The sequence below is a fragment of the Enterococcus sp. GPZ-007 genome (genome assembly GCF_059374735.1).
Genome location: NZ_JCAFYN010000017.1, coordinates 1 through 13,163, shown reverse-complemented (window position 1 = coordinate 13,163; position 13,163 = coordinate 1). Strand labels below are relative to the sequence as shown.

At 40.1% G+C, this 13,163-nt stretch carries 10 protein-coding genes; 2 read left to right on the top strand and 8 right to left on the bottom strand.

Annotated elements, in window-relative coordinates; all coding sequences use genetic code 11:
- Positions 1-48 precede the first annotated feature (48 nt).
- The 4 genes from pflB to AC4J95_RS10405 form a co-directional block, all read right to left on the bottom strand.
- Positions 49-2,340 carry a formate C-acetyltransferase gene (gene pflB / locus AC4J95_RS10420; protein WP_316401662.1) on the bottom strand — a complete coding sequence of 764 codons (2,292 nt, stop codon included), beginning with the start codon at positions 2,338-2,340 and terminating at the stop codon, positions 49-51.
- 285 nt (positions 2,341-2,625) lie between these two features.
- On the bottom strand, positions 2,626-5,073 hold the full coding sequence (parC, locus tag AC4J95_RS10415) for a DNA topoisomerase IV subunit A (protein WP_494549836.1): 2,448 nt from the start codon (positions 5,071-5,073) through the stop codon (positions 2,626-2,628).
- 14 nt (positions 5,074-5,087) lie between these two features.
- The gene (gene parE, locus AC4J95_RS10410; RefSeq protein ID WP_494549879.1) at positions 5,088-7,115 is read right to left on the bottom strand and encodes a DNA topoisomerase IV subunit B; all 2,028 of its coding nucleotides are present in this window, start codon (positions 7,113-7,115) and stop codon (positions 5,088-5,090) included.
- Between the two features lie 487 nt (positions 7,116-7,602).
- Entirely contained in the window at positions 7,603-8,025 is a 423-nt protein-coding gene (locus tag AC4J95_RS10405; protein ID WP_316401664.1) for a CoA-binding protein, read from the bottom strand.
- A 125-nt stretch (positions 8,026-8,150) separates the two neighbouring features.
- Here AC4J95_RS10405 and plsY point away from each other — a divergent pair, with 125 nt between their 5' ends.
- Positions 8,151-8,780, top strand: coding sequence for a glycerol-3-phosphate 1-O-acyltransferase PlsY (gene plsY / locus AC4J95_RS10400; protein ID WP_494549835.1), 630 nt, complete (start codon positions 8,151-8,153; stop codon positions 8,778-8,780).
- Positions 8,781-9,395: an NUDIX hydrolase N-terminal domain-containing protein gene (locus tag AC4J95_RS10395; protein WP_494549834.1), complete on the top strand. Its 615-nt coding sequence runs from the start codon at positions 8,781-8,783 to the stop codon at positions 9,393-9,395.
- An 80-nt stretch (positions 9,396-9,475) separates the two neighbouring features.
- Here the strand turns inward: AC4J95_RS10395 and AC4J95_RS10390 are convergent, their stop codons facing one another.
- From AC4J95_RS10390 to hslV, 4 genes are all read right to left on the bottom strand, one after another.
- Positions 9,476-10,345, bottom strand: a complete 870-nt coding sequence (locus tag AC4J95_RS10390) for an aldose 1-epimerase family protein (protein ID WP_494549833.1) — start codon at positions 10,343-10,345, stop codon at positions 9,476-9,478.
- Positions 10,346-10,407: 62 nt separating this feature from the next.
- Positions 10,408-11,196 (bottom strand): GTP-sensing pleiotropic transcriptional regulator CodY, encoded by a 789-nt coding sequence (gene codY, locus AC4J95_RS10385; protein ID WP_494549832.1) that lies wholly within the window; start codon positions 11,194-11,196, stop codon positions 10,408-10,410.
- Between the two features lie 17 nt (positions 11,197-11,213).
- Positions 11,214-12,605 (bottom strand): ATP-dependent protease ATPase subunit HslU, encoded by a 1,392-nt coding sequence (hslU, locus tag AC4J95_RS10380; RefSeq protein ID WP_316401669.1) that lies wholly within the window; start codon positions 12,603-12,605, stop codon positions 11,214-11,216.
- A 15-nt stretch (positions 12,606-12,620) separates the two neighbouring features.
- Positions 12,621-13,163: ATP-dependent protease subunit HslV (hslV, locus tag AC4J95_RS10375; protein WP_494549831.1), on the bottom strand; the 543-nt coding region annotated here is incomplete at its 5' end.

Below are 13,163 nucleotides of genomic sequence, written 5' to 3'. Positions count from 1 at the left end.
TTTCCGTCCATCCGCCCTTACTATACATTCAATTATTGGAATCAGCAATTACATTTTTGCGTGGAATGTACGGCTGATTACATCTTCTTGTTGTTCGCGAGTTAAATCGATGAATTTAACAGCGTAACCAGAAACGCGAATCGTGAAGTTTGCATATTCTTCTTTTTCTGGATGTTCCATTGCATCAATTAATTTTTCTTTGCCGAAAACATTCACGTTTAAGTGATGAGCACCTTGATCGAAGTAGCCATCAAGAACGTTTGTTAAGTTTTCAATACGTTCATCCTCATCATGACCTAATGCATCGGGATTAATACTTTGGGTATTTGAGATCCCATCTAATGCATATTCGTAAGGTAATTTTGTCAATGAGTTAAGTGAAGCTAGTAGACCATTTTGTTCTGCCCCGTAAGATGGGTTTGCACCTGGAGCCAATGGTTCGCCAGCTTTACGTCCGTCTGGCATTGTACCAGTTGCTTTACCATAAACAACGTTTGAAGTAATCGTTAAGATTGACGTTGTTGGTTCTGAATTACGGTAAGTATGGTAATGTTCAAGTTTTTCCATAAATGTTTTCAATACCCAAACTGCTAAATCATCCGCACGTGCGTCGTCATTACCATATTTAGGGAACTCGCCATCGATCTTGAAGTCAGTCACAATGCCGTCTTCATCACGAATTGGGAAAACATTTGCATATTTGATTGCAGCTAATGAATCGACAACGTGTGAGAATCCAGCGATCCCAGTCGCGAATGTACGTTTCAAGTCTGTATCCATCAACGCTAATTCAGCAGCTTCGTAATAATATTTATCGTGCATGTAGTGGATTGCATTCAATGTATTTACATACATGCCAGCTAACCATTCCAACACTTCATCATATTTAGCCATTACTTCATCAAAATCAAGCGCATCGTCTGATTCGATTGGACGGAAATCAGGTCCGACTTGTGCTTTAGATTTTTCATCAACCCCGCCGTTGATCGCGTATAACAAAGCTTTCGCCAAGTTGGCACGAGCACCGAAGAATTGCATTTCTTTCCCTGTTTGTGTCGCAGATACACAGCAGCAGATCGCATAATCATCTAACCACACTGGACGCATAACATCGTCGTTTTCATATTGAATCGAAGAAGTATCGATAGAAATTTTTGCTGCATAGTCTTTGAACCCTTCTGGTAAACGAGAAGAATATAAAACAGTTAAGTTTGGTTCTGGTGATGGTCCCATATTTTCCAATGTGTGTAAGAAACGGAAATCGTTCTTAGTTACTAAAGTACGTCCATCCATACCCATACCAGCGATTGATAAGGTTGCCCAAACTGGATCACCTGAGAATAGTTCGTTGTATGAAGGGATACGTGCGAATTTAACCATACGTAATTTCATTACTAAGTGGTCGATCAATTCTTGGGCTTTTTCTTCTGTTAGAAGGCCTTTTTCGATATCACGTTGAATGTAGATATCCAAGAAAGTAGAAACACGGCCGATAGACATTGCCGCACCATTTTGTTCTTTGATCGCTGCTAAATATCCAAAGTAAGTCCATTGAACCGCCTCTTTAGCATCTTCTGCTGGGCGAGAGATATCAAATCCATAAGAAGCAGCCATCTCTTTGATACGTTTCAACGCTTTGTATTGGTCGCTGATTTCTTCACGTAAACGAATATCTTCTTCAGTGAATTGACCATGACCGCAATTCGCGTGATCTTTTAATTTTTCTTGCATTAAGAAATCAATACCGTATAAAGCAATACGACGGTAGTCACCAACAATACGACCACGACCATAAGTATCAGGAAGTCCAGTAATGATCTTCGCACGACGAGCCGCACGAATTTCTGGTGTGTAAACATCAAAGACCGCTTGGTTATGTGTTTTATGATAATCATTAAAGATTTCAGTATATTTAGGATTTGGAGTGTAGCCATATCTTTCAAGTGATTCTTCAGCCATGCGGATACCACCATAAGGCATGAATGCACGTTTCAAAGGTTTGTCAGTTTGAATACCAACAATTGCTTCTTCGTCTTTCAAGCTTTCGTCGATATATCCAGCACCATAAGCATTAGCCGCAGAGACAACATCTGCTTCCATGTCTAATACGCCGCCGTTTTCACGTTCTTGTTTTTGAAGTTCTTGTAACTTGCCCCATAGTTTGTTAGTTGCTTCAGTTGGCTCAGCCAAAAATTCGGCAGCGCCTTCATAAGGTGTATAGTTTGTTTGGATGAAGTCGCGAACATTGATCTCGCTTCTCCATAAACGTCCGTTAAACCCTTCCCAAGCAGACTTTTCTGTGTTGTTCATCTTATCTAGTTCGTTTGTTGCAGTTCCCATTTCAAAAGGACCTCCTTAGAATATAAAAACTTTATTGCTACAGCTTTACGAACAAAGTATAACACATAAAAACTTTTATGCAAGCCTTTCCTTGTGAAAGATTGATTAGAAAGAAAAAAGTTTTCAGGATTGTGGTTAAACCCCTGATATAAAGGCACTAATCCGTATTAACGAGCTTAAATATTTTTTCTAATAATTGGAAATAATGGCTAATTTGTGACAAAAAAAACGGACATCTGTTTTAAAACAGATGTCCAGCTGTTATATATTCTTGTAGTACAGATTCTAATCTTCGACTAACTCCTGCGGCTGAGTGACGGAGTAAAGTTCTCCTTCTTGTTTCTCATCAATTGCGAATGTTCCATTCGAAATCCGATCACTGATAGCAACGTTCGAAATTTCTAGTTCCTTTTCGGTTCCTTTGCTAGTCGTCAAAACAAGTTTTCCTTCTGTTTGAGTAGTCATATAAACTAAACGATGAGGATTTTTCTTCAACTCACGGAAAATCATCAATCCACGTTTTGCACGGCCTAGCTGTGGTAATTCTTGGGCTAGCATACGCTTAGCAGCACCCCGTTGACTCAGTAACAGCATCGGCGAATCACCTTCCGATGGTACTAATGCACCAGCTACCACATAATCGCCTTCTTTTAGATTAATTGCCTTAACCCCTGCTGCCTTTGAGCCGACTATCGGTACTTCTTCAAGAGGATAGCGTAGACCAAAGGCGCGATGTGACGCAATGAATACATCCACATTGCGAACATCATCTGTTAAATAGACAGAAACAATTTGGTCAGTATCATTTTTCATTTTCATTGCTGTTGTAGGACGACTGCGATAGGTCCTCCAAGGTGAAAATTCAGTCATCCGGGTCTGTTTGATCATGCCTTCTCTGCTCATGAAGATGAAGAGCTTGTTCGCGTCGATTTCTTTATATGGGAATGCTGCAATGATCTCTTCACTCATAGAGAGATTCGTGATCGTTTGCGAAATATGTTCCCCAACATCTTTCCATTTCAACTCAGTGATTTCGTGAACAGGGCGATAAATCATATTCCCGTGATTAGTCAAAATCAATAAGTGATCCAGTGTATTCAGTTTTTCGATGAAGATAATCGAGTCGCCATCTTTCATCCCATGTTCATCAGGACGCGAGGCATTATAAGAACGCAAGCTGCTGCGTTTCAGATAGCCTTCTTTTGTTAAAGTTACAATGACATCTTCTTGAGCGATCAGTACTTCTGTTTCAATCTTGATCTCAGTGATTTCATCTTCAATCTGAGTCATGCGATCATTACCATAATTTTTTTTGATTTGACGTAGCTCTTGCTTCATGACTTTGTGCAATTCTTTTTCGCTGTCCAAAATTAAAAGCAGTTCTTTAATTTCAGCAGCTAACTCTTCGGCTTCCTTTTCTAATTGCGTAATATCCGTATTGGTCAGGCGATATAACTGCAAAGTCACAATTGCCTCAGCTTGTTCTTCACTAAATTCGAAGCGTTCGACTAAGTTGTTTTTTGCATCTTTTTTATCTTTACTGCCGCGAATTGTCGCAATGACTTCATCTAAAATCGATAGGGCTTTAATCAGACCTTCAACAATGTGTTGACGTTTCTGTGCCTTCGCCAGTTCGTACTGACTCCGTTTTGTGATTACATCTTTACGATGAACAATATAGCTCTCCAAGATGTGTTTCAAGCCTACCTGCTGCGGCGTCATATTATCAATCGCAACCATATTAAAGTTATAGTTGATCTGCAAATCAGTATTCTTGAATAAGTAATTCAAGATCCCTTCTGCATTTGCATCCTTTTTCAGTTCAACCACTACTTGCAAACCGGTACGGTCTGATTCATCACGGACTTCCGCAATTCCATCAATTTTTTTACTCAAACGAATCTCATCCATTTTCTTCACTAACACAGCCTTATTGACTTCATAAGGGATTTCATGAATGACAATCTGTTGTTTACCGCCTTTTAATGGTTCAATCGAGGTTTTCGAACGAAGAATTACTTTGCCCTTACCAGTTTCATAGGCTTTCTTAATTTCAGCTTTTCCTTGTAGAATTCCTCCAGTTGGGAAATCAGGCCCAGGAATGAATTCCATGATTTTATCCAAACTAGCATTTGGGTGATCGATCAAATAGATAGCACCGTCAATGACCTCGGTCAAGTTATGCGTTGGAATCTCAGTTGCGTATCCGGCAGAAATCCCGGTTGAACCATTGACCAGCAAATTAGGATAAGCAGCTGGTAATACGGTCGGTTCTTTTTCTGTATCATCAAAGTTCCAAACTAAATCAACCGTATCTTTTTCGATATCTTTCAACATTTCTCCGCTCAGTTGAGATAAACGCGCTTCCGTATAACGCATCGCAGCTGGTGGATCTCCATCCATCGAACCGTTATTTCCGTGCATTTCGATCAGAACTTGTCGTAGTTTCCAATCTTGACTCATACGCACCATCGCTTCATAGATCGAACTATCGCCATGAGGATGGTAGTTACCCATAATATTTCCGACTGATTTCGCTGATTTTCGGAATCCTTTGTCATAGGTATTGCCATCTTTGTTCATTGCATACAAAATCCGACGTTGTACAGGTTTTAAACCGTCACGAATATCCGGTAAGGCCCGCTCTTGAATAATATATTTTGAATAGCGGCCAAAACGGTCACCCATTACTTCTTCCAATGTTAATTCTTGAATTGAATGATTAGATTCCATTCTTTGACCACCTCCTACTCATCAAATAAACTGATTATTTTTACTTTATCGTCAGTTGTTTCTTCTTCTAGTTGTTCAGCTACTGGTACCGCCTGTACTTCCTCTTTGTTATCCAGCAAGCTGCCGTCTTCTTCTAAAGTAAATTGGACATGCTTCTCGATCCACTTACGTCTCGGTTCCACTTTATCTCCCATCAAGGTCGTCACACGACGTTCTGCTTGAGCGGCATCGTCAATCCGTACTCGCACCAATGTCCGATATTCTGGATCCATTGTCGTTTCCCATAATTGTTCCGCATTCATTTCCCCAAGCCCTTTGTAACGTTGCAGCATATAACCTTTACCGACTTTTCTTGTAACTTCTTGTAATTCATCGTCCGTCCATGCGTATTCGATTACTTGCTTACGTCCGGCACCTTTGGAAACTTTGTACAACGGTGGTAAGGCAATGTAAACTTTCCCAGCTTCGATCAATGGTTTCATGTAACGATAGAAGAATGTCAAAAGCAAGACTTGGATATGGGCACCATCGGTATCCGCATCGGTCATGATGATAACTTTGTCGTAATTGCAGTCTTCGATTGAAAACTCCGGACCTACACCCGAACCGATCGTATAGATCATGGTGTTAATTTCTTCGTTCTTTAGAATATCCTGCATTTTAGCTTTTTCGGTATTGATAACTTTTCCTCGTAATGGAAGGATCGCTTGGAACTTCCGATCGCGACCTTGCTTCGCTGATCCACCGGCGGAATCCCCTTCGACTAGGAATAATTCATTTTTAGCCGCATTACGAGATTGTGCAGGAGTCAGCTTCCCGGATAGTAGAGACTCACCTTTTTTACGTTTCTTGCCGTTACGGCTTTCCTCACGAGCTTTGCGAGCTGCTTCACGAGCCTCACGAGCTTTGATCGCTTTACGAACCAGCATTTGGCTATTCTCACTGTTTTCCTGTAAATAGAAACCCATCTGTTCACCGATAACGTTGTCGACCGCACCACGAGCAGCAGGAGTTCCTAATTTTTCTTTTGTTTGACCTTCAAATTGTAGGAGGTTTTCTGGAATCCGAACAGAGAGTACCGCAGATAATCCTTCACGAAAATCCGAACCTTCTAAATTTTTATCTTTTTCTTTCAACAAGCCCGATTTACGTGCATACTCGTTAAAAGCTTTAGTCATAGAAGTTTTCATACCTGATTCGTGAGTACCGCCATCTTTAGTCCGCACATTATTAACAAATGATAGAAGATTTTCTGAGTAGCCATCGTTGTATTGATATGAAAATTCAACTTCAATTCCGTCTCGCTCACCTGAAAAGTAAACAACAGGTGTCAAGGTATCTTTATCTTCATTTAAGTATTCAACAAATTCCTTAATTCCTTCTTCAAAATGGAAGACCTCAGATACGCTCTCTTCTCCACGAAGATCCGTCAAAGTTATCTTAACACCACGCAGTAAGAAGGCCGATTCTCTTAGTCGTTCAGATAAGGTGTCGTATGAAAAATGCAAGGTTGAAAAAATTTGTGCATCCGGTAAGAAATGGACCGTAGTACCATTTGATTTACGGGTCTTACCGATTTTTTTCAAGGTTCCTTGGGGTTTTCCGCCGTCCTTAAATTCTTCGCGATATTCAACGCCATCGCGAACAATCGTCACGTTCAACCATTCTGAAAGGGCGTTAACTACACTGGCGCCTACACCGTGCAATCCACCAGAGGTCTTGTATCCCCCTTGTCCAAATTTCCCACCAGCATGAAGAATCGTGAAGATGACCTCAACCGTCGGAATTCCTGAAGCGTGCATCCCGACTGGCATCCCGCGGCCCTTATCACTTACTTCTACACTATTGTCTGGATGAAGCGTCACTTCGATCTCATTCCCGAAGCCAGACAATGCCTCATCGACTGCATTATCGACGATTTCATAAACCAAGTGATGTAATCCGCGACTATCAGTCGAACCAATATACATTCCTGGCCGTTTTCTAACCGCCTCTAATCCTTCTAGTACCTGGATCGAAGCGTCATTATATTCATTGTTCATCTTAGCCAATCCTACAGCTCCTTATTCGTTTTAATGAATTAATTTTCAAGAAAAATTAGTTTGATTCGAATGTCGTATATCATTCAACTAAAATGCTTGAACATTAATCTGGTCAATCTTGTTAGTTAATTTTCAGATTAAATCTCCTGAAAAAAGTTGAACTGACATCCTTATTCGTTTTAATAAACCAATTTTTGCAGAGAAATTAGTTTGATTCGAATACCATATATCATTCAACAAAGTTGCTAACCTACTTTCACTGAGCTAACTCTCTAGTGGGTCCGAATTTGTTTGATGCAAAAAATTCTCGTACACATACCATTCTTCCAATCCTACTGAAGCAAAGAGAAGAAATGGTAAAATTGAACTGGCATTCTTTTCCAAAGTACATCATTTGTATGATACGCTAAAAAAGCTCAAAAAAAAAGCCTCTCCTGTTGCTGAAAAGGCATTTTAAGCTTTTTTTTTAAGAAAATCAACCAATTTACTAAGCTTTTTTGTTCAATTCGATCTTCACACAGCGGTCCATCACAATGTCGTTACGCCCTTGAGCTCGCAACATTTCTGCTGCTTCAGCGCTGAATAAACCAAGCTGTGCCCAAAAAACTTTAGCATCCGTCTTTAAAAAATCTTCAGCAACGGCTGGTAAAAATTCACTTCGTCTAAAAACATCTACGATATCGATCGTTTCAGGTACAGCAGATAAATTTTCTACAACTGGAATCTCATTGACTGTTTGACCGGCTAATTTCGGATTGACACCGTATAATTTGTAGCCATGAACTTTTAGTACATCAGCGATTTGATAACTGGTTTTTTCAGGATTGTCGCTCAGGCCTACTACTGCAATCACTTTGGCTTCGTTTAAATACTGGAAAATTTTTTCTTGACTAGGATTTTGAAAACTCATTTGAATTCCCTCGCTCAACTTAATTTTTAATTATTCACGTTAATCAGTATATCACGGGATTAGGATTTGTTCACTCTTTTGAAATCTGCTAAAATAGCCTTACAAACAAAGAAATGAGGATTCATATGAAAACCGCCATACTTTTAGTCTTAGCTTATTTTTTAGGCTCTATTCCCTCCGGCATTTGGATTGGAAAACTTTTTTTCAAGAAAGACATACGCGAGTTTGGCAGCCATAGTTCTGGAACGACGAACACGTTTCGAGTACTGGGGAAAACAGCAGGCTTCGTAGTCTTCGCAATGGATTTATTAAAAGGCTCCCTAGCCACTTTACTACCTACGATTTTCCATTTGGATATCAATCCGCTATGGTTTGGGTTAGTCGCTGTAATCGGACACACCCTGCCCATTTTCGCAAGCTTTAAGGGTGGAAAGGCAGTCGCGACTAGCGCTGGGATGCTCTTGGCATTTGCTCCCTTGTTCTTTTTCTTTTCATTGGTTTTCTTTTTGATCGTACTTTATATCACCAGCATGGTCAGCGCTGCGAGTATTACTTCTGCGATATTTGTCACTCTCTCGTCATTTATTTTGCCTTACATATGGCCGCTGATCTTACCGACACACAACTTGCTGCTGACATTCATTTGTTTCGCGTTGACCTGCTATATCATTTATCGTCATAGAGAAAATATTCAGCGCATTAAAGACGGAACAGAAAATAGAGTTTCTTTCGGATTAAACAAAAAGGAGAAATAGATGGAGGAACAACTTTTGGATTGGGCAATTGAACTACAGGCTCTTGCTCAAGCCGGAATCACATACACTAAAGATCCTTTTGATAAAGAACGATTTGATCGAATCCGTTCTATTGCCACTGAAATGCTCGCCGTCCAATCTCCCATCCCAATTCCACAATTGCGAAAGCTTTTTGCTGAAGAGGCTGGTTACCCTACACCAAAATTGGATACACGAGCGGCAGTGTTTAAAGAAAATAAGATTTTGCTGGTCCAAGAGAAGAATGAACTTTGGTCATTACCCGGCGGTTGGGTTGATTTTGATCAATCAATCAAAGAAAATGCGGTGAAGGAAACCTTAGAAGAAAGCGGGCTAAACGTTGAACCTTTAAAAATTATCGCAATTCAAGATCGCAATAAGCATAATTCTCCTCGCTATGCATTCAGCGTTTGCAAGGTCTTTGTAGAGTGCCAACTGCTTGGCGGAAACTTCAAAGAAAACATCGAAACGATTCAAATCGATTGGTTTGACTTGGAACACTTGCCGCCATTAGCCGAGGAAAAAGTAAACCACGATCAGATTGAATTATGCTTTGCTGCTCACAATAATAATGATTGGCAAGTACCTTTTGACTAATTAATAGAAAGACTAATAAACGAGCAATCTTCTACGCTATCAGCGAACTACAAGATTGCTCGTTTATTTTTGTTCTATTTTTAGCTAACTGTAATCGAAAACTCTGTTTTAAAGTTCTCCTTCGCAGCCAAGCGATTCATTCCTTCTTTATCTTCGAGTCTTCCAGTGCTGTCTAAAGTGTCGGCAAAGCCCCACCATGGCTCGATACAAACAAAAGGCGCTTCAGCAGGATAAGGAGACCACAAACCAACGTATGGAATATTGTTATATGCCAACGTCACACTATGAGGTGACTCTTCACTACCAAGCGTATAGGCATTTAAACCGCGTGTTTCATAAATCAATGCATCCTCTTTAAAAAGCTCATGACTTAATTGGATATTTGTATTCGTCTGTCCGATCGTTTTCTGATCCAGATTCGTAAATGGTCCTTCTAATGGGATCTTCACGCGGGATTTTTGTGGCGAGAATGCAATGAAATAATCATCGAAACTCAAGTCATCCGTCAATGGGATATTGAAAGCAGGATGCCCACCTAAGGCGAAGATCATCTCTTCCGTTCCAGTATTTTCAACATTGAAGCGAATGCGAACTCCCTCACCCCAGATTTCGTAATTGATCGTTAAAGCAAAGTCGAATGGATAAACTTTTTTTGTTTCTTCATCACTCTCAAGTAAAAAAGTCACTTTATCTTTTGCCTGCTCAACAACCTTAAACTCTTTGTCTCGCGCAAAACCGTGTTGCCCCATTGGATATGTTTTACCCTTATACGTATATTGATTGTCTTTTAAACGCCCGACAAACGGAAACAAGAACGGTGCATGCCGGTTCCAATACTTCGGATCCGCTTGCCATATATATTCAATATTATTAGCACGTAAGCTGGCAAGCTCCGCCCCTTTTTCGTTGATCGTTGCTTCCAAAAAATCATTACTAATTGTTACTGACATAACTATCCCACTCCTTATTCCCCTGATGTAATTATTGGACTAGAAAAGTTGGACTGGCTGTTTTACTTGTGACGAACCAGTTCATCTTTAAACAACGGATTCAAAACCTTTAAGTAAGTTCCCTTCATGCCTAGAGAGCGAGATTCAATAATCCCTGCGGATTCTAGTTTGCGCAAAGCGTTGACGATCACTGAGCGAGTGATACCGATCTTATCCGCGATATTTGATGCCGTCAATCGACCCTCATCGCCTTCTAAAGCGTCAAAAATCGCTTTGACTGCTTTTAATTCGCTATATGAAAGAGTGCTGATCGCCATTTGGACCGCAGTTTGGCTACGAATCTTTTCTTCAACATTAAGAAATTGCTGATACAGTATTTCCATTCCGATAACAGTTGCACCATATTCGGCTAAAACAAGATCATCATCATTAAATGCTCCTTCTGTGCGAGCTAAAATGATCGTTCCTAAGCGTTCACCTGACCCGAAAATCGGAATAACCGTCGTCAATCCATTCGGATAAAGTTCAGCACGCTCAGTCGGAAATGCAGTCAATTCATTGGCCACCGGAATATTGGCTTCGGTTTTAAAGACTTCTTTCATTTCTGATACATAACTATCCGGAAACTGACGATCAACCAAAAATGAACGAACGCGCTCAGTGTTGATATCAATCTTCTCATTAAGTCCCAACAATTCACCCTCTGCTCCGATAATATAGGTCAAGGAGCCTAAGATATCCCCTAAAATCCGCGCCATATTATTGTAAGGCAGTTCTGCAGCTGGTTCGAACGCATTCTTTTGCTGCATCAGCTTATTAATCTGACGTGTTTTTTCTAATAAAGTTTCCACTTTTTCCCCTCCATTTTTTAAAGAATAAACCGGCTTAAATCTTTATTTTGTGCAATTGAAGCAAGTTTTTCATCCACATACGCTTCTGTTATCTTAATCTCTCCCATTTGCATATCTGGTGCTTCAAATAAAAGATCTTCCAACAATTTTTCCAAGATTGTGTGTAAACGACGAGCTCCGATATTGTCTGTCTCCCGATTCACATCAAAAGCAATCTGTGCGATTCGTTCAATAGCCTCTTGAGTGAAAATGATTCTAACATTTTCAGTACCAACTAAGGCAATATATTGTTTAATCAAGGCATTGTTTGGTTCAGTTAGGATTTTTACAAAATCCTCTGCTGAAAGATCGTTTAATTCAACCCGAATAGGAAAACGACCTTGCAATTCAGGGATCAAGTCACTTGGCTTCGACAAGCTGAAAGCCCCACTAGCGATAAATAGAATGTGATCCGTTTGAATTGCCCCATATTTTGTGTTGACTTGAGAGCCTTCAACGATCGGAAGAATATCTCGTTGGACACCTTCACGAGAGACTTCTCCAGAATTCTGTTGCGATTTTGAGGTGATCTTGTCGATTTCATCGATGAAGATAATACCAGAGCTTTCTGCTAATTTAATGGCTGCTGTGTAAATGTCGCCTTCATTAACTAATTTGGCTTGTTCCTCTTTAACTAACAGTTCCTGTGCTTCTTTGACAGTTACTGTACGCTGAACCTTTTTCTCAGGAGTCAATGCGCCCAAAGTGTCAGATAGATCAATTCCCATTTGTTCTAAACCATTATTCATCGGCATCGCTTTTTTAGGTTCAGTTATTTCAATGCTCACTTCTCGTTGATCTAACAATCCCTTTTCCAACTGATCAAGTACCGTTTGACGATTGACTTTGATATCTTCTGTGACTTCTTCTTTTTGCTCAGTTTGTGATTGGTTAAAGATATTCATCATTTGTTCATAAGGATTGTTACTTTGCTTCTGCTCTTTCTTGATTCCTGGAACCAGGATCTTTACTAAACGTTTATTCGCGCGTTTTAATGCTTGTGAATAAACTTTTGAGTACTGTTCTTTTTCAACAATCGTGATCGCATTTTCTACTAAATCACGTACCATAGATTCTACATCACGACCGACATACCCTACCTCTGTGAACTTAGTCGCTTCGACTTTAACGAAAGGTGCTTTAACAATACGCGCCAAACGACGAGCGATTTCAGTTTTTCCGACACCAGTTGGTCCAATCATCAGAATATTTTTCGGTGTCACTTCCTGCTGCATCGTTTCTTCTAATTGCATTCGGCGATAACGATTTCTTAAGGCAATCGCTACAGAACGTTTGGCATCATCTTGTCCAATGATATATTGATCTAATTCATTCACTATTTCTTTAGGTGTTTTATTAACTTCAGTCATGTTGAAATCCTCCCTCTACATTTCTTCCACAATAATATTATGATTCGTAAAGACACAGATATCAGCAGCAATATTCAGCGCGCTCTCGGCCATTTCTTTCGCGCTCATATCAGAATTATGTTTCTTCATCGCTCTAGCTGCAGCTAATGCATAATTTCCTCCAGAACCAATTGCTAATATACCGTCATCAGGTGCAATTACCTCGCCATTTCCAGAAACTAACAACATTTCTTCGTCATTCATGACGATTAATAAGGCTTCAAGGTTTTTCATAGCCTGCTGTGTGCGCCATTCTTGTGCCAGCTCAACCGCTGCTCTTTGTAGATTTCCATTGTATTCATTCAGCTTGCCTTCAAATTTTTCTTCTAAAGTAAAGGCATCAGCTACGCTGCCAGCAAAACCGACAACAACTTTGCCATTGTAGATACGACGGACTTTTCGCGCTGTTCCTTTCATGATGACTTGTTCACCCATTGTGACTTGACCATCACCGGCCATCGCTAATTTTCCGTCTTTTTCAATCGCACAGATCGTAGTTGAATGAAATTGTGATTCTGA

Coding starts and splice junctions, on each gene's coding strand:
- pflB (WP_316401662.1), bottom strand. CDS start 2,340: ATGGGAACTGCAACAAACGAACTAGATAAGATGAACAACACAGAAAAG.
- parC (WP_494549836.1), bottom strand. CDS start 5,073: ATGGAATCTAATCATTCAATTCAAGAATTAACATTGGAAGAAGTAATG.
- parE (WP_494549879.1), bottom strand. CDS start 7,115: ATGAACAATGAATATAATGACGCTTCGATCCAGGTACTAGAAGGATTA.
- AC4J95_RS10405 (WP_316401664.1), bottom strand. CDS start 8,025: ATGAGTTTTCAAAATCCTAGTCAAGAAAAAATTTTCCAGTATTTAAAC.
- plsY (WP_494549835.1), top strand. CDS start 8,151: ATGAAAACCGCCATACTTTTAGTCTTAGCTTATTTTTTAGGCTCTATT.
- AC4J95_RS10395 (WP_494549834.1), top strand. CDS start 8,781: ATGGAGGAACAACTTTTGGATTGGGCAATTGAACTACAGGCTCTTGCT.
- AC4J95_RS10390 (WP_494549833.1), bottom strand. CDS start 10,345: ATGTCAGTAACAATTAGTAATGATTTTTTGGAAGCAACGATCAACGAA.
- hslU (WP_316401669.1), bottom strand. CDS start 12,605: ATGACTGAAGTTAATAAAACACCTAAAGAAATAGTGAATGAATTAGAT.